Source organism: Marinifilum sp. D737, from assembly GCF_026672275.1.
GTDB lineage: Bacteria > Bacteroidota > Bacteroidia > Bacteroidales > Marinifilaceae > Marinifilum.
This window is the reverse complement of record NZ_JANQCD010000013.1, coordinates 1-25417: the sequence shown is the minus strand read 5'-3', so window position 1 is coordinate 25417 and position 25417 is coordinate 1. Positions and strand designations below refer to the sequence as shown.

Annotated in this window: 22 protein-coding genes and 2 tRNA genes; 6 read left to right on the top strand and 18 right to left on the bottom strand. The window is 32.3% G+C overall.

The genetic code is table 11. From position 1 onward, the window contains the following. Window positions 1-51: 51 nt before the first annotated feature. From NQ163_RS09550 to NQ163_RS09490, 13 genes are all read right to left on the bottom strand, one after another. Window positions 52-1527, bottom strand: coding sequence for an oligosaccharide flippase family protein (locus tag NQ163_RS09550; RefSeq protein WP_268190117.1), 1476 nt, complete (start codon window positions 1525-1527; stop codon window positions 52-54). 383 nt (window positions 1528-1910) lie between these two features. Further along, window positions 1911-2279 (bottom strand): YccF domain-containing protein, encoded by a 369-nt coding sequence (locus NQ163_RS09545; RefSeq protein ID WP_268190116.1) that lies wholly within the window; start codon window positions 2277-2279, stop codon window positions 1911-1913. Window positions 2280-2291: 12 nt separating this feature from the next. Further along, window positions 2292-3278, bottom strand: a complete 987-nt coding sequence (locus tag NQ163_RS09540) for a DUF3187 family protein (protein ID WP_268190115.1) — start codon at window positions 3276-3278, stop codon at window positions 2292-2294. A 47-nt stretch (window positions 3279-3325) separates the two neighbouring features. Then, entirely contained in the window at window positions 3326-4276 is a 951-nt protein-coding gene (locus tag NQ163_RS09535) for an ROK family protein (RefSeq protein ID WP_268190114.1), read from the bottom strand. A 30-nt stretch (window positions 4277-4306) separates the two neighbouring features. Further along, window positions 4307-5605: an HlyD family secretion protein gene (locus NQ163_RS09530; RefSeq protein WP_268190113.1), complete on the bottom strand. Its 1299-nt coding sequence runs from the start codon at window positions 5603-5605 to the stop codon at window positions 4307-4309. Window positions 5606-5726: 121 nt separating this feature from the next. Then, window positions 5727-7934, bottom strand: a complete 2208-nt coding sequence (locus tag NQ163_RS09525) for a peptidase domain-containing ABC transporter (RefSeq protein WP_268190112.1) — start codon at window positions 7932-7934, stop codon at window positions 5727-5729. Between the two features lie 136 nt (window positions 7935-8070). Next, window positions 8071-9615, bottom strand: coding sequence for a vitamin K epoxide reductase family protein (locus NQ163_RS09520; RefSeq protein WP_268190111.1), 1545 nt, complete (start codon window positions 9613-9615; stop codon window positions 8071-8073). Window positions 9616-9679: 64 nt separating this feature from the next. After that, a complete protein-coding gene (locus NQ163_RS09515; protein WP_268190110.1) occupies window positions 9680-11110 on the bottom strand; it encodes a M28 family metallopeptidase in 1431 nt (476 codons plus the stop codon). Between the two features lie 64 nt (window positions 11111-11174). After that, window positions 11175-11387, bottom strand: a complete 213-nt coding sequence (locus tag NQ163_RS09510; RefSeq protein WP_268190109.1) for a hypothetical protein — start codon at window positions 11385-11387, stop codon at window positions 11175-11177. 254 nt (window positions 11388-11641) lie between these two features. Further along, complete coding sequence (locus tag NQ163_RS09505; RefSeq protein ID WP_268190108.1) at window positions 11642-11839, bottom strand: hypothetical protein; 198 nt, start codon at window positions 11837-11839, stop codon at window positions 11642-11644. Between the two features lie 144 nt (window positions 11840-11983). Continuing rightward, on the bottom strand, window positions 11984-12664 hold the full coding sequence (locus NQ163_RS09500) for a hypothetical protein (RefSeq protein ID WP_268190107.1): 681 nt from the start codon (window positions 12662-12664) through the stop codon (window positions 11984-11986). Window positions 12665-12680: 16 nt separating this feature from the next. Then, window positions 12681-14042, bottom strand: a complete 1362-nt coding sequence (locus tag NQ163_RS09495; protein ID WP_268190106.1) for a TlpA family protein disulfide reductase — start codon at window positions 14040-14042, stop codon at window positions 12681-12683. 660 nt (window positions 14043-14702) lie between these two features. Beyond that, window positions 14703-15407: a Crp/Fnr family transcriptional regulator gene (locus NQ163_RS09490; RefSeq protein ID WP_268190105.1), complete on the bottom strand. Its 705-nt coding sequence runs from the start codon at window positions 15405-15407 to the stop codon at window positions 14703-14705. Window positions 15408-15702: 295 nt separating this feature from the next. On the opposite strand from NQ163_RS09490, the gene NQ163_RS09485 reads away from it, so the two are divergent. Then, on the top strand, window positions 15703-16122 hold the full coding sequence (locus tag NQ163_RS09485) for an OsmC family protein (RefSeq protein ID WP_268190104.1): 420 nt from the start codon (window positions 15703-15705) through the stop codon (window positions 16120-16122). A gap of 92 nt (window positions 16123-16214) precedes the next feature. On the opposite strand, the gene pheS is transcribed toward NQ163_RS09485, so the two are convergent. The 4 genes from pheS to NQ163_RS09465 form a co-directional block, all read right to left on the bottom strand. After that, window positions 16215-17237 (bottom strand): phenylalanine--tRNA ligase subunit alpha, encoded by a 1023-nt coding sequence (gene pheS / locus NQ163_RS09480; protein WP_054714956.1) that lies wholly within the window; start codon window positions 17235-17237, stop codon window positions 16215-16217. A 308-nt stretch (window positions 17238-17545) separates the two neighbouring features. After that, entirely contained in the window at window positions 17546-18370 is an 825-nt protein-coding gene (locus NQ163_RS09475) for a peptidylprolyl isomerase (RefSeq protein WP_268190103.1), read from the bottom strand. A gap of 181 nt (window positions 18371-18551) precedes the next feature. Beyond that, on the bottom strand, window positions 18552-19364 hold the full coding sequence (locus NQ163_RS09470; protein ID WP_268190102.1) for a peptidylprolyl isomerase: 813 nt from the start codon (window positions 19362-19364) through the stop codon (window positions 18552-18554). Window positions 19365-19387: 23 nt separating this feature from the next. After that, entirely contained in the window at window positions 19388-19738 is a 351-nt protein-coding gene (locus tag NQ163_RS09465; protein ID WP_268190101.1) for a hypothetical protein, read from the bottom strand. 141 nt (window positions 19739-19879) lie between these two features. On the opposite strand from NQ163_RS09465, the gene NQ163_RS09460 reads away from it, so the two are divergent. The 4 genes from NQ163_RS09460 (at window position 19880) to NQ163_RS09445 (ending at window position 21838) form a co-directional block, all read left to right on the top strand. Continuing rightward, window positions 19880-19954 (top strand) — tRNA-Val (locus NQ163_RS09460). Window positions 19955-19981: 27 nt separating this feature from the next. Continuing rightward, window positions 19982-20056: transfer RNA gene (locus tag NQ163_RS09455), tRNA-Val, on the top strand. Window positions 20057-20529: 473 nt separating this feature from the next. Next, window positions 20530-21096 carry an RNA polymerase sigma factor gene (locus NQ163_RS09450; RefSeq protein WP_268190100.1) on the top strand — a complete coding sequence of 189 codons (567 nt, stop codon included), beginning with the start codon at window positions 20530-20532 and terminating at the stop codon, window positions 21094-21096. After that, window positions 21068-21838, top strand: a complete 771-nt coding sequence (locus NQ163_RS09445; protein WP_268190099.1) for a hypothetical protein — start codon at window positions 21068-21070, stop codon at window positions 21836-21838. Before NQ163_RS09450 ends, NQ163_RS09445 begins: the two co-directional genes overlap by 29 nt. Before the next feature lie 361 nt (window positions 21839-22199). Here NQ163_RS09445 and NQ163_RS09440 read toward each other — a convergent pair whose 3' ends face one another. Beyond that, window positions 22200-25028 (bottom strand): CHAT domain-containing protein, encoded by a 2829-nt coding sequence (locus NQ163_RS09440; RefSeq protein ID WP_268190098.1) that lies wholly within the window; start codon window positions 25026-25028, stop codon window positions 22200-22202. Window positions 25029-25221: 193 nt separating this feature from the next. Here NQ163_RS09440 and NQ163_RS09435 point away from each other — a divergent pair, with 193 nt between their 5' ends. Further along, entirely contained in the window at window positions 25222-25314 is a 93-nt protein-coding gene (locus tag NQ163_RS09435; RefSeq protein WP_268190097.1) for a bacteriocin class II family protein, read from the top strand. The last annotated feature ends 103 nt before the right edge of the window (window positions 25315-25417 follow it).

Below are 25417 nucleotides of genomic sequence, written 5' to 3'. Positions count from 1 at the left end.
TCATCTCTCTTATGAAAGATAAATTAGCGATTAAGAAAGTGTGGTTTTTATTTATTTTGAGCGCTTTTTCAGCATTTGCCATAATTGTTCTTTTTGAATTACAAGGGCAATAAAAACCAATAATAGCGGTGTCTTCGCAAGCATTTTAAGCCATTGATTTTCAATTGTTATTTGAGAACCCAATGCAAAAAGAACCATTGCAAAAATGAAATAGAAAAGGATTCTTTTAATATCGTATGGAACTGGATAATGTTTTTGTCCCAATAAATAGGAAACAACCATCATTATACCGAAGCAAATAAACACTGCATAAGCAGCTCCCTGATAACCAATTTTAGGAACCAGAATAATATTTAGAACGATGGTAATTACCGATCCAATAATAGCCATAATTGCTCCATATTTTGTTTTATCGCTTAACTTGTACCAAAGAGATAAAGAAAAGAAAACACCAAAGAACAAATTCCCAAGAAGCACATAAGGAACAATGCTTAAGCCCTCATGATAATTCGATTTAATCAGTAGTTTTACAATGTCTATGTAAAACATTACACCTAAGAAAATCAATAAACAGAATAGGGTAAAATACTTCAACACGTCAGCATAAACCTGCTTTGAATTTTCCTGCTTTGCTTGTGCAAAAAAGAAAGGTTCAAATGCATATCTGAATGCTTGTATAAATAAGGTCATGATAACTGCCAACTTGTAATTCGCACCATAAATCCCCGTTTGATACATTGGATCCATGGCTTCCGGAATCAGGTTCGGCATTAACATCTTATCCAAATTTAAATTGATCTGACCACAAACACTTACGATTAATATTGGCCAGGAATAAGATAAAATCTCCTTAAGTAAGCTAGAGTCCATTTTAAATTTTACAGATTTAAGATCTGGCAATAACAATAAAAAGTTGATCACAGAAGCTACACAGTATGCGATAAATATATAGCCTACACCAATATTAGGATTCCATATGGATTCGATTGGAATATTCGGGAATTTTTCATGAATCCAAGGACATAAAACCAAGAAAAACAAGTTAATACCTACATTAACGAATATATTTATGAGCTTAAGTCCCGCATAGCGGAAAGCTCTATTCTGTAGTCTTAGTTTAGCAAACGGCAAGGCTGTTATGGCATCTAAACCCAATGTAGCTGACAACAATACTATATACTCTTTGTGTTCTGATATTTGTAAATAATCGGCCAATGGATTTAAAAAAACAAAAATCAGTAGCCAAAAAACAAGTGTGGATGAACTTAAACTTAAGAATCCGGTTGTAAATGTGATTTCTGCCTTGCCTTCCTTGTTTGCAAAACGGAAATAGCCGGTTTCCATCCCGTAGGTAAGAAGCACTAAAAATAAAGCCACATACGACATTAAATTAGCCACAATCCCATACTCATCAGGTGCAAAAATATAGGTGTAGACTGGAAATAATAACCAATTTAAAAATCGACCAACAATGGAGCTTACGCCATAAATGGCTGTTTCGCCAGCAAGTTTCTTAAGAGGATTCAATTTTGTGCAATATTTTGATTAAAAATGCAAAGATATTAGAAAATACGATTTATAGCATTATTGTAAACCAACTGAAAATGAATCAGAAAAGATTTAAAGAATGTTCCACGTGGAGCAATTTCATATTTTTTATCGAAAAAAAGACTTGTCAGTATTTAAATTGAAAATAAATAAGGTTCATACAAACGTTTTCGGTGTAAGTATTTGATATTTTTGACATTATAAAGACCGAATCATTTTCATATCCAAAAAATTTTTCTCACATTTGCTCTCCATACGCGTTAAGGAACGTTTATGTTAGTGTTTGTTGTTTAAGTATTTTGTGATTATCCCGTGCCTCTCCGGCCGGGATATTTCTTTTTATAAAACTTTGTGTTTTTAAACTATCGAATACTTTTTCCGAAAGGTGTAAGAGCAAAACCAGCTAATTTTACATGCTGAACAGCGAAAGGAATTCCAATAATGGTTATTGCAAAAATCAAAGCAAATACCAAATGCGTTAATGCGATCCACAAGCCTCCAATAAAAATCCAAATCACATTCAAAATAATGCTCAGGCATCCTCCAGCATGATCGTTGTACTCAACTTTCTGACCAAAAGGTGCCAATCCCAAAATGGATAATTGCATAATTTTAATTCCAAAAGGAATTCCAACAATGGTGAAGCACATTAAAAGGCCAGCAATTAAATATTCAAAGAAGATAAAAAGGCCTCCAAAAATGATCCAAATAATATTTCCAATAATACTCATAATTGTAATGGGTTAAAGTTTATATGAAACACCAAATTGCAATACAAAATCCGGTGCAGTATTTACGATTAAATCCTCTGAAAAAGAGAGTGATATATTTAAATTATCCGAAATAAAATAATCAGTTCCTAATACGAATTGAATGGATTCTCTACCCAACTGTCTGGTAGCTGATTTTTTATAAAATCCTGAATGAAAATCAAACTGAAGCTTTGGAACCCAACTTTTGCTTAAATCAAAAGCACTTCCAACACTTCCAAACACAATATTCCTGGTGACAATATCAGATAAAAGAGCTCCTGAACCAATATGCATATATCCTGCTGAATAAAACCAGTTAAATGTTTTTTTTTCAAACCTGGGTAAAATTCTACCTGAGAATTGAATTCCAATATCATTGGTACCACTTCCTATTAGTTGCTTTTTATCCCCTGTAGAAAACTTGTAAAAAGCACTAAGGGATAATAAGTTCTTTTTATTTTTTATCAAAGGCACATCCAATTTCAAAGCAATATCACCAAATTTCAATTTGCTCTCATTCATTAAAATATGAGTCTCTTCATTCTCGCTATACAAATAGGTAAGGTTAAAATTAGTCATTATTTCTCTTGCTTTACCTGGTAGGCCAAATGTTTGATGCCATCCGCTAATTATTGGATCCATCACTCCTGTTGAATGGCGTATAAGAGGAATATTCAACTCTATTTGTAGGTAATTTAATAAACCATACCTCAAAACTAAATCATTACGGTACATCTCACCATCCAGATATATGGCTTCCGTGAGTAGTTGGGAAGACGTCGCATTGTTTGCTACATTAAGATAATTACCAAATGTAAAATCATTTTTAGACAAAACCTTCCCTCCATGATGATGCGGTAATCCAAAAAAATGAATTAATGGACTTTGATTATGGGTTGGAAACGGATCTACATTTTTTTGAGCATAAGATTTGCTCGTTAATAAAATAAGAATAATGCTAATGAATCGAAGGCTCATTTATAATTGACTGGCTTTAATAGAGTGTAAACCAAAGCTACAAATAATTAAACAAGATTCCATATCAAAGCAGCTGAACCTAAAATCCCAGAATTTCCATTAACCGAAGTTATTTTCAGAATGGTTTTTCCTTTATAAACGGATAGTAAGTTTTCTTCCATATGATGTTGAGTAGGCTTTAATAACAATTCTCCGGCTTTTGATAATCCTCCAGCTAAAAAAATTGCCTCAGGATTATTAATTGCCACAACATTAGCCAATGCTATTCCAAGTATTTTTCCGGTATATTCAAATGATTCCAATGCAATTTCATCACCTCTATAAGCTGCGTCGGCAAGTTTTTTTGCACTCATACGATTAAAAGGAATTCCTCTTAACTCGCTTTTAAAAGAATACTTGGCTAGTAACTTACTTACAGTTCTTTTGATACCTGTAGCGGAAACATACGTTTCCAAACAACCATATCTTCCACATCCGCACTGCCTGCCTTCTGGACAAGCTATAATGTGCCCCAATTCGCCAGCAAAACCCGAATGACCATATACAATCTCGCTATTAACAACAATTCCACTACCCAAACCAGTCCCAAGGGTCAAAACCATAAAGTTTTTCATACCCACTGCACCACCATAAATCATCTCAGCCATAGCCGATGCATTTGCATCATTAGTAACTTTCACCGGCAAACCGAAATTCTCACGAAGTAAATTACCTAGTGGCAAAATCCCTTCCCACGAAAGGTTTGATGCATTTTCGATTGTTTGTTTCTTATAGTCAGCATTAGGCGCACCTACACCAATTCCAATTACTTTAAAATTTGTTTGATTTGGTATTTCCAGAGACTTAATTCTTCTTGAAAGAGTAGAAACAAAGTCGGAAAATGTATCGAAATCCCTGGTATACATCCTATTCTGGGCCAGACAATTGCCTAACTTGTCTACCAAGCCATAAACAGTATGTGTACCACCAATATCAATTCCAACTGCAAGTTCTTTCATATCACCAATTCTAATTTACGGGACAGGAACTTACAAACGTTCTTTTAACAATGCTCGTATTGGATTAAAAATTCGTTGTAGTAATCGAAGATTTTCTGTGATAATCTCCGCTTTACCCTCACTATCCTGAGCAAACTGTAATTCGGTTCCGATATTCGTAACCAAACCATTTGACAAGTTAACATCGAGAGTATATTTTTGATTTTCCGGCACCTTTGAGATAGATTGTATCGTCCCTTCCAGCATCCCATATTCAAGATAAGGATAATTATCGAGTTTTATATTCACTCTTTGCCCAACTTTTACTTTACCTGCATCTCGCATGCCTAATTCAACTCTAGCAACAATTTTTGTTGAATCATTAGGAAGTACGGTAAATACTCTATCACCTGTTTTAACATTCTGATTCGAACTGTAAAACTTATTAAAGGTTACCTTACCATCAATTGGAGTTTTAATGAGATATTTTTGCTCCCAAATATCAATTTGAGCTTTTAATTGATCAAAAGAGTGAATCATTAAATTCTGAAGATCCTCTCTCTCTCTCTCCTTCTTCAATTCAAGGTCGATAATCTGCTGCTCAACGTTAGATATATTGATTTGAGTAGAAGCTAATGCAGATCTTGCTCCATGAAAAGAATACGAACTCTCAAGGAACTTTTTCTTTGAATTCTGGAAGTTTTGTTGTGCAATTACGCCTCTTTGAAATAATGAAGAATCCCTCTCGTATTGTTTTTTAGATATTGCCAATTCACTCTCCAATATTTTCTTTTGCTGATATTGCCGATCGTAATACATATTGTATTTGCTTATCTGCTTCTTGTAAGAGTCAATTTTCCTGTCATAGTACTCTAATTCAAAAAACCGTTGATAATCAACGCACGATTTTAAAAAGGTATTGTAATAGGTTTGTACCTCACCAAGCCTGAATGTACCCTCTACAATTTCAGCATTCACATTTTCGGCTCCCGTTAGGTGACCTTGAAAAGTTTCCAGTTTTTCCTTTAGCTCAAAAATATCCTCATTAAATGCAGGGTTCTCAATAATGGCCAACAGGCTTCCCTCTTTTACAGCTTCATTATCTTTCACATACAATTCCTGTATTTTTCCGCTTGATCGAGCTACCAATTCAGCAGGAGGATTTAGTGTAGTTAATACCAATCTTGAATCAATAATATCCGGATATCGGAAAAAATAACTACCAATAACAACGGCAGCAATCACAACAAAAAACAAAGTTGTACCACTTCTAATAATCCAGTTTGGAACTCTTCCAAGTATCTCTTTTACTTCGTCTGATCTTAATTCTATATTGGGATCCTTTTCCATTTTAGACATTTTTATTGACGCAAATTATTATGAATCAAATTAGTTTTCTTACCCCTAAATCCCCGAAAGGGGATCAAAACTTGCAGCTCCAATTAAAGCCAATTTAGGAGTTTGAGATTTATCAGTTACCCAGTTCAAGCTGATTTTTAACCAACTGATAATACTTACCCTCCAAGCTTGTTAGTTCTTGGTGTGTACCTTGCTCAACAATTTCACCTTTCTCAAGTACTATAATTTTATCTGCATTTCTTACGGTACTTAATCTATGCGCTACAACCACAACGGTTCTGCCTTTGTTAAATTCATCAAGATTTTCCATAATTGCCAATTCATTGTTAGCATCCAAGGCATTGGTTGCTTCATCGAAGAACAAGAATTCAGGATTTTTATACACCGCTCTCGCAATCAATATTCTTTGCTTTTGTCCCTGGCTTAATCCATGACCATTGGCTCCAATATTGGTATTGTATCGCAAAGGTAAATTTTCAATAAACTGGTCGATACAAGCTACCTGAACCGCATACAACAATCTCTTTTTATCGATATGCTCAACCCCAACGGCAATGTTCTTGGCAATGGTATCCGAGAAAATGAAGCCATCCTGCATTACTACCCCACAGTTTTGACGCCACATTGCCGAGCTATAATTTTCTATTGTTGTTCCACCAAGCGAAATTCTTCCTTTCGTAGTTGGATAAAATCCCAACATGAGCTTAATTAATGTCGTTTTTCCACTACCCGATGCTCCTACAATTGCAGTAGTTTTTCCTTCTTCTACTTTTAGGTTTACATCATTCAAAACCATTTCTGAATGCGGTCCTTCGTACTGGAAACAAACATTTTCAATGTCAATGGTTTTCTCATCAGGGATTTCTGTAAGTTTCTGATCTTTTACATCCTCCTCTTCCTTCATTTCGTGAATTTCACCCAAACGCTCCAAAGAGATTTTTGCATCCTGCCATGAGTGAATTACCTGAACTAAATTATCAAGCGGAGAGTTCAACTGACCAATGATGTATTGAACCGCCAACATCATACCCAGTGTCATTCCTCCGTCTAAAACCGCTTTTGCTGCCAGGAAAGTGATAATGATATTCTTGGTTTCGTTAAAGAATACCGAACCGGAAATTTGATACTGATTTAAAGCCAATCCTTTGGTTCGAACCTGGAACAATTCTGCCTGAATTTGCTCCCACTCCCATCGTTTTTGTTTTTCGCAGTTGTTCAGTTTAATCTCCTGCATTCCGGTGATCAACTGCACCAATGAGTTCTGATTGCTCGACATTTGAGCAAATCGTTTTCCATCCAATTCCCTTCGTTTTCGCAAAAATAAATTCACCCAAAGTATATATAATGCAGATCCTAACATGAAAACCAGGAATATTTGCATATCGTAAATTGCCAATACAATACCAAAAATTACCAGGTTGACCATGGAGAACAACACGTTTAATGTTGATGACGTTAGGAAGTTTTCTATACGGGTATGATCTTGAATCCTTTGCAACAAATCCCCAATCATTTTAATATCGAAAAAGCCTATAGGCAACTTCATCAACTTGATTAGGAAATCGGATATCAAAGAAATATTTATTCGAGTTGAAATGTGCAGTAAAATCCAGGAGCGGATAAACTCTACCGACATTCTGGAAATGAACAATACCAACTGAGCAATCAATACCAGGTAAATAAAACTCAGGTTTTGGGTGTTGATCCCAATATCGACAATGGATTGGGTAAGAAATGGAAAAATCAGCTGTAGTAAAGAGCCAAACAGCATCCCCAATACCAGCTGAATCATGAATTTGCGATAAGGTTTTAGGTATTTTAGCAGAAAACCTATGCTTTTCTTCTGAGAAACTTCTTCCCCATTTTTGCTGTAAAAATCAGGTGTTGGTTCCAACAACAAGCACAAACCTTTCAGCTCTCCCTGGCTTTGAGTACTTGCCCATTGTTTAATGAACTCCTCCTTGGTAAATTTTAGCAAACCTGATCCTGGATCGGCAACATGAACAATGGTTTTATTGCGCTTCTCCTCTACCTTGTGCACCACCACAAAGTGGTTTTGTCCCCAGTGGCAAACTGCAGGAAGTGGAGCCTCCTTCGCCAACTGATCGAAAGAAATACGAACGCCCATACTACGCATTCCAATACTTTCGGCAGCATCGGCAATACCAAGCATCGAAACACCTTCGCGGGTAATGTGCGATTTATCGCGTAATGATTGTAAAGTGTAATTCTTGCCATAATGCTTGGCAATCATGCGCAAACAGGTTGGGCCACAATCCATGGCATCCAACTGTCGAAAGTGTGGAAATCGTTTTTTCAAGGTAGTAGGAATTAGATTATAACCATACCAAAATTAAATAATTTTGTAAAAATGATAACAAAAAACTTGAACATTAACTTTAATGCTCTACAAAAAAGGAATGCTTTAATATAAGCATCTAGATTTTTTAATTTCATTATTCGATAAAATATTCTAAGTCTCTTACATTGTAATCTACTGGTAATAATTTATTATTATAATATACTTTTGGCAATCTCTCTACCTGTAATTGCTGTATAATATTAAATTTATCTGTGCATAAATTATGTATTTTATTATAATCTAATGGAACCGGATGGTTTCTCAACCAGGTTTTATAATTTTTAGTTTCATACCATCTAATGATAGCATCAATTAATTTATAAAGACTTTTATTTTCGTTTATGTAGTATAATGAATTTAAAACACCTAAAGGTTCCAATTCATTAATAGTAAATACTATACTAATATTGATATTCTTTTTGCTTTTAGATATTTGTATGATATTCTTAAATTCCTCATAACAACTATCACAACTTAAGCTTAAAATTACTAGTATATTATCTGCTCCATCTCCTCTTTTTATTGTAAATCTAAATATATCTTCAATATGATGTAAATCATCTGCTCCAGAAATTAAACTCTTTAAAACAATTGGATTCCGCTTAAACTTCATATTTTGAAGTTTAATTATCTTATTTTCTAACAGTAATAAATTAATCGTTTTGGTAAAATAGGTGATTACTATACCTAGCAAAATAATAACAAGAAACCATACAAAAAAAATAACCCTATCGAACTCAAAAACTAATAAATCTCTACACAAAATATACTCTGCAATCAAAATAATCAATACTGAACAGCATAGTATGCATAAACTTTTAATTTTGAATAACTGATAATATAATGATATTGGAATTACACTTAATGTTAATAAACTATAGAAGGCTAGAACGTTTAAATATGATGGGTAAAGAATTTGAAAAATTAAATGAGATAAAAAATAAATCATTGAGAAATCCGCTATACTTAAAAATCCATCTATAGACGAATATTTAGATGTAATTACAGATTTGCAATTTACTCTTTTACTAACATAACAAAACTCCCCAAAAACAGTTTTATCATCTCGATAACTATCTGAAGCCAAAATGATTGAAACGATAAATCCAATAATATTTAAACCTATTATAGAGAAAGTCAAATAATTCAATGTATCAAACTTAATTTGGTTTAAAAAAAGTATGTAAAAAAAAATGCAAGCAAAAAAGGTTACTCCACTATATTTAAATATATTCTCACGATTAAACTCTTTTTTAAATTTTAATTTTGCATTAATAACAGATTCTATTAAAATTATAAGTCCTGAAAATTCATTTACAACATCTTTCTTTTTTATTTTTTTTGATATTTTATTCTGATCTTGATAATAAAAATAAATATCATCTATTTTATTCACGAATACAAACTCAGATTTTGATTCACTTAGCTGAGCAATAAATGGTTGATCCAAATGTTCGAATTCACTTGATGGTAGCTTATAAATTTCAGATTGAACACCAATCTCTTCGAATGTCTCTGATAGAGCAATTAATGAAGGAAATTTATAGTTTGATTTCAATAAATTATCCAGAGTATTAAAAGTAATTTTTACTTTATAATATCGAAGTGCAATATATATTATATCATTAAGATTATTCATCTGTAAATTTTTATATTCTCCTAAACTAGTTAGCTAATTCCCAAACCGTTTTTAAAACTAATTTTTAAATATTTTTAACTGCTGGGTAATATATTTTTTCTTTTGTATCAGTAAAACGATGTAAATCACTCTGCATACCATTAGTTATAAGAATTGCAGGTATACCCTTATTTAAAAAACTTGCTTGATCAGAAGATTTACTAAAGAATTTCTTTGCATTAGGAAAATTATCTAGGTGCTCCAATTTTACAAATTGATATACATTATTAATACTATCCATTAAAGTATTAAGACCAGAACTTATGGAATCCGGACCTAAAGCATATATGTAATTACTTTCCTTCAAGTGATATTTATCTTGCCTTCCAATCATATCCAAATTTATATTTGCTTTCAATTTTGAAAGCGGTAAAATCGGATTTTCAGTATAGTATTTCGATCCCATTAATCGTGCTTCCTCCATACCAAAGGCAATAAATAAAATGCTCCTCTTAGGAACAATTCCTGCTTTATAGTTTTCGCTTAATATTCTTGAAATCTCCAATAAAGATGCAATACCTGACGCATTATCATTGGCCCCAGGAAAATATCCCCTTTCATTTTTTCCCAAATGATCATAATGAGCTGATAAGATAATATGCTCACCATTTTTTTCATATCCTGGAATAAAACCTATTAAATTAGCCGATTCATATACTTTCTTTTTTCTATGTATATTAAGCTCTATTTGACTTTCTAATTTATACATACTTGAATCTTCAATACCTGTGTACTTCTTTCTGTATTGCTTTAATTTTGATTTAGTTACGCCTAAAATTTTAGCACCTGTTTCGGTAGTTACGTGAATTCTTGTAAACGTTCTTTTTAACGGGTCTTTTTGCAGATAAGACAAAACACCTCCTGCAGTACCAAGAATCTCAAGGTTTTGCTTCGTTTTATTAAACCATTTTTTAGTAGGCTCTATAATAATAATACCAGTAGCTCCATTTCTATAGGCTATTTCCACCAAACTTCTACTTTGATCAAAAACAACTAATACTTTACCTTTTATCTGATGAATATTTAATATAGAATCATTAGTCTGGTTGGAATTACCTACAAAAAATAATTTTGATTGAATAGGCTCCCGAGTATAATTATAATGAAATTTAAAATCGGAGAGACTATGAATAAAGTCTTTTCCAATTGTCATTTTTTCATTGCCTATTTTCAGGTAAGAATTATTAGAATAGTTTAAATAACTAAAAAAATTAAAATCTTGATTGAAATTATTATCTGCAATTGGTTGAAGTCCTAACTCCAAATAATAATTTGAAAAATACTTAACTAAATTATCAATTGCAGTAATACCTCTCCCTTCAAAACTAGGACTAGTCAATGTATCGATTGTATTTTTAATATTTTCTAATGAAATCTTATTGAGTTCATTATCTGATAATTGAGAATATCCAACTTTAAAAATTATTATTAAAGTTATAGTTAGTATTTTTTTCATAAATTATTATATAATTGTATTAATAGAGAAAATTTAGGAGTAGTTAAACTACTCCTAATATTATTTAACATGCAGGTGGGTTACCATTATAATCCCAATCAGATAACTGCATTTCTCCTCTATTAAATTTTTGCATCAAAATCACAGATTGATCTATTTGATTTCTATTTCCATCACCTAGGTAATTAACAACACCTATAAAATCACAATAACTAATTCCTCCTAATACATCTGAAATTTCCTCTTTGGATAATTTAAACTTTTCAAATTTTTTCATTTTTATAAAATTTTATCAGAAATCCTTCCCTGCATAAGCCAAACTTGTACAGCTCTTCTCATTTAGCTAGCTTTGCCTTTGATCAGAGTAGCACAGCTACCAAAGTCGTTTCCGGGATGAGAACGGATATCGATTAATTTGTTCCGGAACGACTTTTTAATGCGCATTATTATTATAAGTTGACTAAATTAAAAACGCTCACTGCCATTTTTGGCAGTGAGCGTTTTTAATTAAACCATATTCACTATTTATATTTAATCTATAATATATGATTTAAGTGGACGGGAATATCTAATATTTATTCCTTCATCTTTAATAGCCTCAATTATCCTGTATAAATTCCGTTCGCAAAAACCCAGCATATCATCTAATTCTTTTGGTCTACCGGTTGATTTATGAGCAGCTAATTTTATCACTTTTTTCTTCACTTCTTTATTTTCCGTAATGTTCATTCTTTGGTGTTAAATTGGTTTTAGTACACCTATTAATTCCTAAAATCATAAAAAAGTAACCCTAGTAAATGTTAAAAAATGCAAATAAATTTAATTTGTGATGTTAATTAAATAGATATACAGTATACTATCATATATTTATAATCACAAGGAAAACAAGCCAAACCTCTTCTTGCATTGATCCCAATCAAAAGAATCCGATAAGGTCATTTTCGTAATTGATTTGTTGATATTGAAAAACTCCATTCTTATAAATCCCAACTCTTTATTGAACACACCAATCCATTTCGATTGGTTTAAAGGATGATTCAACCATCCCTCAATCTTAAAACAGTTAATTTTGCGTTGCAAAATATCAGAATACTCCTCGAATTGCGATACTACCTTATAGTGATGCTTCACTTTAACTCCATTTGGTATATTTAGGTCCTTACTTGACCAAACATATCCAAAATCCGTTGTCCATTGTTTACCGACTGTTAGAGGAAGCCTTGCCTCTGGAAAAGGAGTAAATTCATGTACAAAATAGACGTCATGTCTGGGTGGATGTAGCCATATTCTTTTAACGTTATCAATAACTCCTGTACTATTGTTTGGTGAGAATATATCCTTTCCTTCATCAACCCAATCAATTGAAAATTGTTTTTGGGAATCAAAAACCCAAGCTTTACCATTGCAGATCAAATACATCATTTGCTTTTTCTGTATTCCATTAGCCGTGGAATTTTCAACCTGGTATTTATAGATGATTTTTTTGTTATAAACTTGGCTTTGCAAACTGTAATTGCCTAACAAACACAATAAAATCAATACTAAATGTTTCATTAGATTGCAGCACAATTTATTGGTTAACCATCTGATTATTACCAGCACTTATCTTCATCAAATCAGTCAAAAACTTAGACTCGTGTGGTCGGTAAAATTCTTCATCAACCAAGTTCATATGTTTATCGATGATTAAATAACGAGGTATGGATTTTACACGAATGTATTTGATAAAGTCTTTATTGTTTAGATCTTTTTTGTTGATTAGATAGCTTAATTTTTGACCGTTTTCCTTAACAAATCGCTTCCATTTTTCAATGTTTTGAACCTTATCCAAACTCAAGTTGATAACCTTAACATTATTCGGAACAGGCAGTGTTTTAATCTTTTTTATACCAGATTTACAAGGCCCACACCAGGTAGCCCAAAAGTCAACCAGATAAAAGTCGGCAGGATTATTTTTTACAATGTCTTCTAACATTCGGATGTTCTGATTTTCATCCAATAGACTTACTTTTTTGATCTTGTTCTTAAATTCTGAAGCATCGATAGGTGTAATTTCCGGTTCAAATTTTTCCTTGTGCTTTTGATAGTAGGTGGTTTGTTTGTACCAGTTTAATCCATTAATATTTTGGCTATCTCCTTTATTTTCAACATCTCGTAAATAATGATACATGGCTTTGGTAAACAAGTCAATAAAAACCGGAGAGTATCTGCTTTCCAAATTTTTATAATTGATTTTTTCGATATGATACTTTATATAGTCAATAAAAATATCTGCAGTAATTTTACAGGCAATAGGTTCATCTTTCATATTCACTATAAAATCAATCACAATTGGATTATATGGATCTATTTTTTGCAGATAATTAACATGATGAAGCTGATTTACCTGTTGTTTTAATGGTTCATCAGCATACTTGCTCTTATATGAAGTGTATATACTATCAATTTGATTAATCAACGATTCCTTACTTGAGTAAGATCCTAAATTTAATTGCTTTTTTATCGGCAAATAGCTTTCATAAATATTATCCAAAAGAATTAATCTATTGTTTTTAGACCAGCTTAATACACCATTCTTAAATGTGAAATCTAAATTGTTATTTCGATTATCAATTAGAAAATAATGCTGAACTCTTCTAAAAGGTTTTAACTGCATCCACGAATATTCAAATATCTGTTTCTTATACTTTAAAGGATAGTGTTTTTTACAAACGCCAGGAAGAATAGAGTCACTCTCTACAGGAATATGATGGTCAAAATAAAAATCATCAACAAAATTAAAATTGCATACATCATCAGACTCCATTGTAACAGATAAACTTAGGGTATCTGGGGATGATTTAGTATTAACTTTAGTGTTTGTTTTTTTAGCATTACATGATAACAAGGTGAAACAGCATAACACAAAAATGGGTAGTAGTAATGTTTTCATTTTAGGATTTGGGATTTATAAAATGCGTGGTTTTATTATAATAATATTTAAAAACGAGAATTAAGTTAATTTATTTCATTGAATCACACCGAAATTAAATGTTAAACTTTGTTAATCTTAATTTCAAATATTGTTATTAAGAAGTGTAACACCTAACTTTTATACCGATTTATTATTTTAATAAACCCTCTGTTCGTATAACTCCAAATGGCTAAGTAATTATATATCAGCATTTCAATTTAATATTTCACAGTTTCGCTTACGCTCATTGTGATATTTAAATGGTACAACTGGCTATTCAGAAGAATTAATTTTATGAAAGATTATTTATTGGTATTCTCAACTATCCTTTGCCTAATAATAACAACATTTGTATCATTTCGAATTCCCGAAACCGATGGCTATATAGCATTCGCAATAAGCACGATAGTTTTTATTTTACTGGTTCGCACAACAGTAAAAAGCATGTGGGAGAAATACTAAATACACTCCTAAGAAGGGATAACAGATTACCCAACCTATACAATAGACCATTTTACTGTGTGACCGTTAGACTGTTAGACTGTTAGACTGTGTGACTCTTTGACCTTTCCAGACTTTTATAAACAAAAAAACCCGCTCAACAAATTGAACGGGATCCATACATCAATGTAATATTTTCTAGATCAAACCACCGGTTTTTCGCAACGATTCGCTATTTAATATCTTTATCTTTCTACCGTTTAGTTCTATCAGCTTATCCGATTTAAACTCCGATAACAATCGAATTACCGACTCGGTAGCTGTACCAACCATATTGGCCAATTCCTCGCGCGTAAGCGATATTTTTAAGGTACCTTCTTCATTTAATCCAAAGGTATCCTCTAATTGTACCAAAACCTCTGCCAAACGCTCTCGAACGGTTTTTTGAGCTATATCGGTAATATAACTATTTGCCTCTCCCAACTCGGCACAAGTAACTTTCATTAACTGTAAGGCAAAGTTTGAGTTCTCCTGTATCAGTTTGGTAAGAACATTTGATGGGATAAAACACACAACGGCATCTTCGATAACCTTTGCGGAAGTGCAAAATCGTTCGTGACTTAATACCGATCTAAATCCAATTAAATCGCCTTCTTTTGCAAATCGTATAATTTGTTCTTTTCCTTCAATTCCGGTCTTAAATACTTTTAAAATACCTGAAAAAAGAAAAAAGCAACCTTTGGCAAAATCTCCTTCTTTATAGATTACACTTCCACGTTTAAAGAATTGTACATCTTCATCCCAAAATAAAAGATTTTGATCGTCAACACCCAGATCAGGAAACTTAACACTGAACTTCTCAGCCAACTGATTGCAGTTTGGAAGATTAATATTTTGCTTCATTTCAACGCTTACTGAATAAACTTGTTATAAAATAGTTTTTTCAAACATCTTAAAAACACACCAAAACAGCAGTTTTTACTGATGTTTTAATCATTTCTTAATTCTAATTTCACCAATTTTAGAATCAGGTTTAAATATAGTAATTTAAGTTTTACTTCTCCAATAGTCCATTCAAGACTTATATGAATTAAATTCTTACTAATTTTAGTAAACGAAAATATCAAATACACCGAGTTAAATAAGTGCAGTTTTATTCCTTGAAACCTGTCGCTTATTGCTTATAACTTTATAAACAATGAAACACAAAGTAGAAATGAATTGGCAAGGTCATCTTGCTTATAAAGCCGATATGGATGGACACGAAATAATAACAGATGCCAGCACACAAGTAGGTGGCGATGGCTCAGGTGTAAGTCCTAAAAAGTTAATGTTAACAGCACTTGCTGGTTGTACTGGTATCGATATTGCAATGATACTTAAAAAAATGCGCGTTGAAGTTCGCGATATAAAAGTTTCGGTTGAGGGCGAATTAACCGAAGAACAACCAAGTTATTATAAAAACATGCATATCACTTATGAATTCTTTGGTAAGGATTTTCCTCATGCCAAAATTGAGCGAGCTGTAAAACTATCAGAAGAAGAATATTGTGGTGTTAGCGCTTTGTACAAAAAAGTAATTCCTGTTACATCGGAGATTATTTACCACGAGGAATAAAACATGTACAGAAGCACGGCCCTGCGTCTCTTCATAAAAAAAATGCCTCCCATAATGGAAGGCATTTATATTTTAAATCTATTGTGCTTTTCTTAGAATCCTGCTGCAGTAAATTGCTCAAGGAAACGGATATCGTTCTCGAAGAACAAGCGAAGATCTTTAATACCATATTTTAACATGGTAATACGCTCAATTCCCATTCCCAATGCAAAACCTGAATATTTCTTGCTATCGATACCATTTAATTCCAATACATTTGGATCAACCATACCGCAACCTAAAATTTCAAGCCAACCAGTTCCTTTACATACATTACATCCTTTTCCGCCACAAAGCGAACAAGTAACATCTACCTCTGCTGATGGCTCAGTAAATGGAAAATAGGATGGACGCAATCTAATTTCAGTTTTCTCACCAAAGAATTCTTTTGCAAAATAAGTAAGTGTTTGCTTCAAATCAGCAAAAGAAACTTTCTCATCTACATACAAAGCCTCAATTTGGTGGAAAATACAGTGTGCACGAGCCGAAATTGCTTCGTTACGGAATACTCTACCTGGAGTTAAACAACGAATTGGCAATTCCATTTCTTGCAAATCATGAACCTGTACCGATGATGTATGAGTTCTTAGAATTACATCTGGATTTTTCTCGATAAAGAAAGTATCCTGCATATCTCGTGCCGGATGCTCCTCTGGGAAGTTCAATGCCGAGAAGTTGTGCCAGTCATCTTCAATCTCAGGACCTTCAGAAATGGTAAATCCTAAACGAGCGAAAATTTCTGTAATTTCATTTCTTACTAAAGAAAGTGGGTGACGAGAACCTAACTTTACAGGATCGCCAGACAAAGTCAAATCCAAACCAGACTTGCCAAATTCAGCACCGGTAAAACTTTCCTTTAAAGCATTTACTTTATCCATAGCTACTGTTTTAAGCTCATTTAGAGCTTGTCCAACAGCTTTTTTCTCCTCGTTTGGAACAGTTTTAAAATCGGCAAACAACGAAGCAATGCTACCTTTTTTACTAAGGTGTTTAATTCTGAACTGTTCTACCTCTTCCAGTGTTGTAGCTGAAAATCCATTCAACTCATCAAGCAGGTTTTTTATTTTGTCAAGCATGATATAACTTCTTTATTTATTGCAACAGTCGGCAAAGTTACAAAAACTTTTTTCTCATTGGCCAAAAGCAATTGGCTAAATACCAAAAGCATTTAATAACCTGAGTTCGATTTAAAATATTGTCACAGTTTACACTGGTTTTGAGTAGAAATTTTCTCAAATTTTCGAAGGAATATCGGGATATTTCAAGATAATTTGAGGAAATTTATACCAAAAGCAGGCAAATTCTTTGAAAAAATCATCTTCATCCAATCTTTACTTTAATAAATCTGATTTTCTGTGTATGATATTTTAAAATCGAACTCAGGTTAATACTTTAAGATTTTTACTTTCATCTTTACATCAGTATAAGGTCGATCGTTGGAATCTGTTTGCAGCTTTACAATTTTATCCAAAACCTCTAATCCGCTAATTACCTCACCAAAAACTGTATAATTATTGTCTAAATGTGGTACTCCACCAACTGTAGTATATGCTTTTCTTTGTTCAGGCGTGAACTCCAACTTTTCAGCTGATGCAGTGTAATCAAACTCTATTGATTCTTTTATTTTTTTTGCGATCGCACGAAACTCCGTTACCTTTTTGGCCTTTTTTAAGGAATCCAAAATCTCTCGTTTTTTCGGCGTCAAATATCTCTTGACAATCCTTTTCCTTAAAGGAACATTAACCTCCTTTTCCATGGCATCTAATTCTTCATTGGTAAATACCCTTCCATGTGCAATATAAAACTGCGACACATCCGATTCTTTAAAAATATTCACCTTATCGGGCTGACGTGGAGAAGCAAGCGCTCCCTTCTTATGAAAAAACTTTTCATTAAATTCTGATTGTATGGTTCTATTGGCATCTCCATATCCAATGGCTTTACCTGCTGGTGCATTTCTTGAGTCTTGCGATCCCCCCTGAGCCACAAAACCTTTAATTACTCTATAAAAAAGTGTACCATCGAAATGATCGTTTTCCACCAATTGTAAAAAATTCTGACGATGCTTAGGGGTTTCCTTGTAGAGTATTACCTTCATATTACCCAAATTGGTCTCAATTAGAATAATTGAATTGGTTCCTTGCGCGAAAGTATTCTTAACAGAAAATTGAAATATAAATAAAATCAGAAGTATGGCTAATTTTCTCATTGCTATTCTTTTAAAAAAACTGAACTAATACCGATTATCATTTAAATAATGTTCAGATGTATATCGGCATTTCACCTTAATGATAAAATAAGTTTCAGTGGTGTAAGATAGATATCATTAAAATTCATCACAAAAAAAGCTCCGAAATAATTTCCGGAGCCCTCCTATTCGTTCTATTCTTTTATTGAACGATTTTTATTTTCATAGCTACGTCCTCTAATGGTCGATCAAATTGATCCCTTTTCACTTTAGCAATACTATCAATAAACTCAATACCTTCGATTACTTCACCAAAAACAGTATAATTCCCATCCAAGTGAGGAATTCCGCCTACTGTTGTATAAGCATCAACCTGAGCCTGTGAAAACTTAACTTGATGCGTACTAAATATAGAGTCTACTTCAACTTGAATTTTATCAATCAAATCTGAAACCTTATCCATGTCACCCTCCGATTGATATTTCATAATCTCAGTAGCCTTATCTTTTTGAGCCTTTTCAAAAATTTGATTTTTCACTCTATCATTCAATTTCATTAACAAGGTATCCAAACCACCGTGAGTATATACTCTACCTTGAGCCAAATAAAATTGCGAACCTGATGACTTCTTTTGTGGATTAACAGCATCACCTTCTCTTGCTGCAGCAATTACTCCCCTTTTGTGAAATAAAGCAGGATTAAATTCTGCATCTATTTGATATCCCGGACCACCTTCACCTAACCTAACACCAGGTTTGGCTGCTTTAGAATCAGGATCTCCACCTTGTATCATAAAACCATCGATTACTCTGTGGAATAATGTACCATCAAAATAATCGGCATGGGCTAATTTTACGAAGTTATCACGATGTAATGGAGTTTCGTCATATAGCTTAATTTTGATGTTACCATACTTAGTTTCAATTTCAACAATTCTGTTTTTCTTTCCTAATTCTAATTTTTGTTGGCAGGATACCATTGCAAGTAGTAAGGCCAGGTAAAGTAGTTTCTTCATTTTAATGTGTATAGGTTTGTTATTTAATCGTTAAAATATCCATTGTCTTTAAAATATTCTACAATCGATGATTTTAACAATTGATTTTCTTTGTCTTTTGAAAAGGATGGAACCATTTTGTTCTTTACAAATATAGGCCAATTGTCTTCATCATATCCTTCAATAGAATAGTAATTCCATTTCATCAGTAGTGTACATGTTGCCAAATCGATGTGATCCCACTTTTCCTCTTTTGAATAAGTTTCCTTAAACCCTAAACCTCGTTCTTGTATGCCAATTAAAAGCAAAGTTCCATTTAAATCAGCATCAACATTAAATTCTTCAGAAATTTTATATAACAAACTATTCCAGTCTCTCTCTAAATTATTATCCATAGTATCAATTTTTTACGAGTGATAAAATTAAAGCTTTCCTCGAATTTTAAGGTCATTCAGAAATATTTTTTTCATTTTTTTGAAAATTATTCTTGCAGATAAAAATATTCCACCTTATATTTGCATCGCTTTTAAGGGCAAGGGCGATTAGCTCAGTTGGTTCAGAGCACTTGGTTTACACCCAAGGGGTCATAGGTTCGAATCCTATATCGCCCACAAAAAAGCAAAATTTCCCAATAACAGGGGCGATTAGCTCAGTTGGTTCAGAGCACTTGGTTTACACCCAAGGGGTCATAAGTTCGAATCTTATATCGCCCACAAAAATCGGTTTTCGAATGAAAACCGATTTTTTTGTTTTATACCTTTTTTTTAATTGTGCATTTATATTTTAGTTGGATAGATTACTTAATCATTTCTAAAATCCAAATTATTAGAATTGATCTCCCAATTACAACTGTGATATACTAATTTTGATATAAAATTTAAAGCATAATTGTTCTACTAGCCTCTAGTTTAATTAGACATTCACTTTATTTTTTTGAACGCTTACATCACATTTTTATTATTTCATCATAAAAAATAAGCTTTTGCAGTAAGCAAATTTGAATATAAATAGTATCTTGCTTTGGCTTATGATAATAAATAAAAAAAAAAATGAAAAAAAATCATTTTTTTTATCTGTTATCTATTTTACTTTCAATCACTTACGTGTAAGGTTGATATTTTTTTTAATTTTTTTCACTTTTTGAGGGTTACCTTTTTGCCATAAAAGGAATAAAGGGATAGAAAATATGGATTACACTACTGAAGCGATACTTGAGGGAATAAGTATGAGCAATAATGATGTATTAAATTACATCTACAAAAAGTTCTTTCCGAGTATTCGCAATTTTATCGAGAACAATAATGGGAACGAGGAGGATGCACGCGATCTTTTCCAAGAAGCTATTATTGTAATCTATCGTAAAATGAAAAAAGAACCATTGGTTCTTAGTTGTAACTTTAAAACATACATCTATTCCATTTGCAGACTTTTGTGGTTAAAGCAACTTGAAAAGAAAAAGAACAGTAATGAAATCAATTCGGAAGGAGTCCTGGATAATAGGCTAGACGAAGCCTCTGACACTTATGACCAAACTGAGAGGTATCGACTATACCAGAAACACTTCCAAAAACTTGGTCCGGATTGTAAGAAAGTTCTTCAACTTGCTTTAGACAAAATCTCACTAAAAGAAATTGCCGATATAATGGGCTATAAGAGTGAGAAGTATGCAAAGAAAAGGAAACATCAGTGTAAACAAACGCTGATAGAGAGTATTAAAAGTGATAATGAATTTAAAGAAGTATATGATGAGTGATATGAATTTTGACCGTATTGAGGATTTCCTGGATGGTGGTTTATCTGACGACCAACTAAAGGAATTTGAGAAGGACCTTCTTGATGATACAGACCTACAGATGGAGCTGGATTTGCATCAAGAGGTTGACGAGGCTATAATGGAAAACGACATTATGGACCTAAGAAGCAAGCTAGAGGCAATAGAAATACCTCCTAAAGAACAAGAGAAGCGCAAATTTAAGTATTTAACCAAATGGAATATTGTTGCAGCTTCATTAGCATTATTTATTGGTTTAGGTAGTTTAATGTTCCTTGTAAACAACAAGAGCTCCTATTCGAATGAAAAAGTTTACAGCAATTACTACAAGCCATATGCGATAGTAAATAATTCTCGTTCTGCTGATGCTAATATCGATAATATGCTTGTAACAGCATTAAAGAGTTACGAAGCCAGGGATTATCACACGGCTTTAACCCTTTTTAAGCAAATATTAGACAAGGATAGTACAAATATTACGAGTAACTTTTATTCAGGTATTTCTAATTTAGAAATTAATGAATATCATAAAGCAAATAAGAATTTTACCAGAGTAATAAAGCACAAAAACAACTTGTTTATAGAGCAATCGGAATGGTATTTAGGATTTTGCTACTTAATGACTAATGAAAGAGACAAAGCCATTAAGCAGTTTAATACAATTGCTCGAGGAAATAGTTTTTATAAAGCAAAAGCACAGGAAATTCTTAGTAAGCTGGAATAGATTACACTCATTCATTAACACATATACAAAGCCGTTCAATTAGATTGAGCGGCTTTCCTTTTTTCTAAAATCGAATACAAGAATTAATGATAGAATAATTAAAAAAACAGTGACTTTAAAAACTTAACGCTCTAAAAACTAATGGCCTCCATGTGTATTATAAATTATTACTACTTGTATTCTCACACAAAAATTGATGTATTACAGAAGTGTCTTCATCAATGAAGACCAATTTTAATACCCATCCACTTTGATGTGAAATTACAAATCACGAATAGTTTTTAGCAAGATTAAACCTAGTTGTTACACCAAAAAAAGCCTAAAACAATGTTTCAGGCTTTCAATCTATATCTTTTAATACTTATGCTACTCTTCTTCTAATTCTTCTCCTAAAAACGATTAAAAACAACAAGACAACCCCACCAAATCCAATATAAACCAAGTTATTCATAATATCGAAATCATATAATGGTTCAACATCACCCATGGTAACATATCCTGACCAAAAATAAGGATGTGACTTGAGAGGATCGGCAGTTTCCAGATATTTTAACTTAGCCTGGCGAAGAGCTTCATCTTTCTCGAATCCTTGCGAAAGATAGCCATAAAAGTTGGTCATTAAATTAGAACCGGTTTGGTCTTCAACCGTCCATAAGGTCATAATAATACTAGGACATCCAGCATAAAAGAATCCTCTGGCCAAACTCATAACACCCTCACCCTTTAAAAGCTTACCATCACCTGTATTACAAGCACTTAAGACTACCATTCTGGCATTAAAATTCATGTTATAAATTTCATGCGTATTCAATAATCCGTCCTGAACCGTATCACTTGTTTGAGTAAAAACCAGTTTCGAATACATTGGATTCTCATCATCTATAATTGTATGCATGGCCAGGTGAAGAACATCATAATCACTTGCATGATCTTTAAAATTTTGTTCGGTTGCAAAATCATCCAAGTACAAATCACCTTCCATTACGTTCGAAATATTATTAACCTCTTCTTTGGTATATGGCAAAGGATACAACTTGTCTCTATATGCTCGTTCGGTGTATAAAATTGAATCATCAATTCCATTGTATGATGGTGCAAACGCCAATACTGATTTACTAGTTGTAAAACTAAATCCAGCAGGTTCTATAGAAAAACCAATCGTTGCAGAATTCTGATATGTTATGGTATTAGATTTAATTAGATAATCTAAATCCCTATAATTCATACGATCAGGATTAGCTTCTTGCTTAATCAAAACCCCAAAAGGTACATAAGCCATCTTGCCATCTGGTATAATAACAAGTTTCTTATTTTGAATTACTTTACTATGTGGACCAATAAAAGTTTGATATAAATTAAAAGCTGACTTTGTATAACGTTGATAAAAATCAGAACTATTTTCTGCAAAATCATTCGTTTTTAAAGCATTCCTAACCTCCTCGATATGGTAACTTAAACTATCTGAATTGATTTTTTGTTTTTTTATTTCAAATGAATCAGAAGTGACAATAAAAGTAAAAAGTGAAGAGTCTGAAATAGAATATTCAATTAGTATTTCATCCGAAGATAGTCTGGACTGAAGCTCTGATATTTCAATAGTATTATTCTTATATTTCAGATCATAGTACTTCGGATAATCTTCTTCGAAACGAAGTACCATTTGATTATAACTTTCATTCAATTCGAACAATTTTCCTTGCCATTCCGAAATCTTTTTTCGATCAGAATTTAACTTTTTACGTTCCTCATATATTTTTTCTCGAAAGCTTGCAATATCTTTTCTCAATTGTTGTTCCTCTTCCTGCAATTCAACAGGGATTCCTCCTACATTTTTGGCATTCACATCATTCAAAGAAGACATCAAACTTGCTGCTTTCGATCGCTCTGCATATTTAAAAGCTTTTTCTTTATAGCTAATATCTTTGGTAAGTTCATATAATTTTACTGCAATTTCAATGGCTAAGGTATAGGTATCTTTTTCGTTCTGCGATAAAGCAAACTTACTTTGTTCATCCTGGTAACCAATTCTTATCTTATCAATAATATTTAGACATAAATCATAGGTATCCAAGCTAAAATCAAGCTCACTAACTTTCCCATTTTCCCTGTATAAATTTGAAAATCCCTTTGCCTTACCTTTTAAAATACTTAGTATTGATATTTGCGGTTCAATTTCATTTAAATCGGGATTAGTATAAATTGTACTATCCGAAAAGTTATCCAATTCAGAAATAATCGCTTTTTGGTAATAGTTTAGAGAAGTAATATTTTGCTTTTGCTCCCCATAAAATTCACCCATATTCATCAGGCAATTGGCCACATCGGGATGTTTAGGACCAAAATTACTTAGGTAAATACCATAAGCCAATTCTAAATATTTGAGTACATTCTGATGATTCTTTATTTCATTTTGGAAGATTCCATAATTCAAATATAAATCACCTAAATAATAATGATCTGAATCTCCATTTGATTTTAATTTATCTATACTCTGCTGATAATAAGAATCCGCAAAATCATATTCTTTTAAACTTCTATAACAATTAGCAATACCATTAAGAGTTGGTGAAATATTTTTATCGTCATTTTTTTGCTTTATTAACAAAGACTTTTTTAAAAATTCCAATGCTATTTCATATTCATTCCTCTTATAATGGATATTTCCAAGATTATTGTTGATTTGTGAAAGATATCTTGAATCACTATTATCTATCAATGACAATGCTTTCTCATAATAAGTCTGAGCCTTAAATAAATCCAATAGTTCATTATAAATATTACCTGTATTTACATAAATAGGAACCAATTTTGCTGATTCTATCCCATAATTTTTAAGTGTAAAATCCTCGGCAAGTTTAAAATATTTAAGTGCATCTGTTATTTTCCCCAATCTTTTTTTAATCACACCAAAATTTACATAGGTGCGGTAAATCATATTCTGATCAGTAACTACAGTATTTTCAATTGTTTGTATCGCATTTTCAAAGGATTGTACCGCATAATTGAAATCGCGAGATCTATAAAACTCCATAGCTCTATTCACCTGCTTAACAAGAATAGAATCTGGAGATAAATTTTCAGTTTTCTGATCTTCAGAAAATATTGATGTAAATGCTAAATTCTTGTTTTCGCCTGCCAGCAAAACAAGTAAAAGAGAGAAAAGCAGAATTTTTTTTAGATTTTTTTTCACGCTCAAGTGGTTTTTCTTAATCTTCTTAGAAACAATGCATTATGTACGCAATCTTTCTTAAAAGGATTTAAATATATACAGTTTTTTTCACTTTTTTTTAAAAAAACTTTCAAACTCAGGGTTACCTTTTTCTAAAAACCGGAATAAAGGGGTGTAATTGTTTCCTAAAAAACTTAAAAAAGAAACTGTAGCAATGAAAAATTTCGAAGTATTAAACACTGAAGATTTAAAAAACATTAAAGGTGGATATCAAGACAAAATGATCAACGAAGACATTCTTGTATAATCAACCTTGACCCATAGTAATCCAAATTTTCCAAAAAGTATTTTCCTAGTTATTAACGACCAAATAAAAATAGCAATGAAAAATTTTGAAGTATTAAACACCG

Coding starts and splice junctions, on each gene's coding strand:
- NQ163_RS09545 (WP_268190116.1), bottom strand. CDS start 2,279: ATGAGTATTATTGGAAATATTATTTGGATCATTTTTGGAGGCCTTTTT.
- NQ163_RS09540 (WP_268190115.1), bottom strand. CDS start 3,278: ATGAGCCTTCGATTCATTAGCATTATTCTTATTTTATTAACGAGCAAA.
- NQ163_RS09535 (WP_268190114.1), bottom strand. CDS start 4,276: ATGAAAGAACTTGCAGTTGGAATTGATATTGGTGGTACACATACTGTT.
- NQ163_RS09530 (WP_268190113.1), bottom strand. CDS start 5,605: ATGGAAAAGGATCCCAATATAGAATTAAGATCAGACGAAGTAAAAGAG.
- NQ163_RS09520 (WP_268190111.1), bottom strand. CDS start 9,615: ATGAATAATCTTAATGATATAATATATATTGCACTTCGATATTATAAA.
- NQ163_RS09515 (WP_268190110.1), bottom strand. CDS start 11,110: ATGAAAAAAATACTAACTATAACTTTAATAATAATTTTTAAAGTTGGA.
- NQ163_RS09510 (WP_268190109.1), bottom strand. CDS start 11,387: ATGAAAAAATTTGAAAAGTTTAAATTATCCAAAGAGGAAATTTCAGAT.
- NQ163_RS09505 (WP_268190108.1), bottom strand. CDS start 11,839: ATGAACATTACGGAAAATAAAGAAGTGAAGAAAAAAGTGATAAAATTA.
- NQ163_RS09500 (WP_268190107.1), bottom strand. CDS start 12,664: ATGAAACATTTAGTATTGATTTTATTGTGTTTGTTAGGCAATTACAGT.
- NQ163_RS09495 (WP_268190106.1), bottom strand. CDS start 14,042: ATGAAAACATTACTACTACCCATTTTTGTGTTATGCTGTTTCACCTTG.
- NQ163_RS09490 (WP_268190105.1), bottom strand. CDS start 15,407: ATGAAGCAAAATATTAATCTTCCAAACTGCAATCAGTTGGCTGAGAAG.
- NQ163_RS09485 (WP_268190104.1), top strand. CDS start 15,703: ATGAAACACAAAGTAGAAATGAATTGGCAAGGTCATCTTGCTTATAAA.
- pheS (WP_054714956.1), bottom strand. CDS start 17,237: ATGCTTGACAAAATAAAAAACCTGCTTGATGAGTTGAATGGATTTTCA.
- NQ163_RS09475 (WP_268190103.1), bottom strand. CDS start 18,370: ATGAGAAAATTAGCCATACTTCTGATTTTATTTATATTTCAATTTTCT.
- NQ163_RS09470 (WP_268190102.1), bottom strand. CDS start 19,364: ATGAAGAAACTACTTTACCTGGCCTTACTACTTGCAATGGTATCCTGC.
- NQ163_RS09465 (WP_268190101.1), bottom strand. CDS start 19,738: ATGGATAATAATTTAGAGAGAGACTGGAATAGTTTGTTATATAAAATT.
- NQ163_RS09450 (WP_268190100.1), top strand. CDS start 20,530: ATGGATTACACTACTGAAGCGATACTTGAGGGAATAAGTATGAGCAAT.
- NQ163_RS09445 (WP_268190099.1), top strand. CDS start 21,068: ATGAATTTAAAGAAGTATATGATGAGTGATATGAATTTTGACCGTATT.
- NQ163_RS09435 (WP_268190097.1), top strand. CDS start 25,222: ATGAAAAATTTCGAAGTATTAAACACTGAAGATTTAAAAAACATTAAA.